Consider the following 360-nt stretch of genomic DNA (forward strand, 5'->3'; position numbering starts at 1 on the left):
GGTCAAGTCCGTTTGAGTGGTGTTTCTACCTTTCGATAGAGCATGCAGTGTGATGGTGTCAGGGGCCAGCACGTGCTCGGTGTTTTAACTGGTTCATGCGACCTCCTTGGTGGTGTCAGCGTCTATGACGTTGGCGGTAATCAATGCTTTGGTCTGTTCCAGGCTGGTTAGTGACATGTAGCGGTTTTGCTGGATCCAGTCATCGTGTTGTTCTGCTAGGACAGCACCAACAAGGCGCACGACAGCGTCACGATTGGGGAAGATGCCTACAACATCCGTACGCCTGCGGATTTCACGATTGAGCCGTTCAGTAGGGTTATTCGACCAGACTTTCTTCCAGACGGATTTCGGGGCGTTGGT

Annotated in this window: 1 protein-coding gene; it reads right to left on the minus strand. The window is 52.5% G+C overall.

Features of this window, described 5'->3' with window-relative positions; translation table 11 throughout:
• Window positions 1-93: 93 nt before the first annotated feature.
• Window positions 94-360: transposase (locus tag QP970_RS11610; RefSeq protein ID WP_284609544.1), on the minus strand; the 267-nt coding region annotated here is incomplete at its 5' end.

The organism is Corynebacterium sp. MSK073, from assembly GCF_030232085.1.
GTDB lineage: Bacteria > Actinomycetota > Actinomycetes > Mycobacteriales > Mycobacteriaceae > Corynebacterium.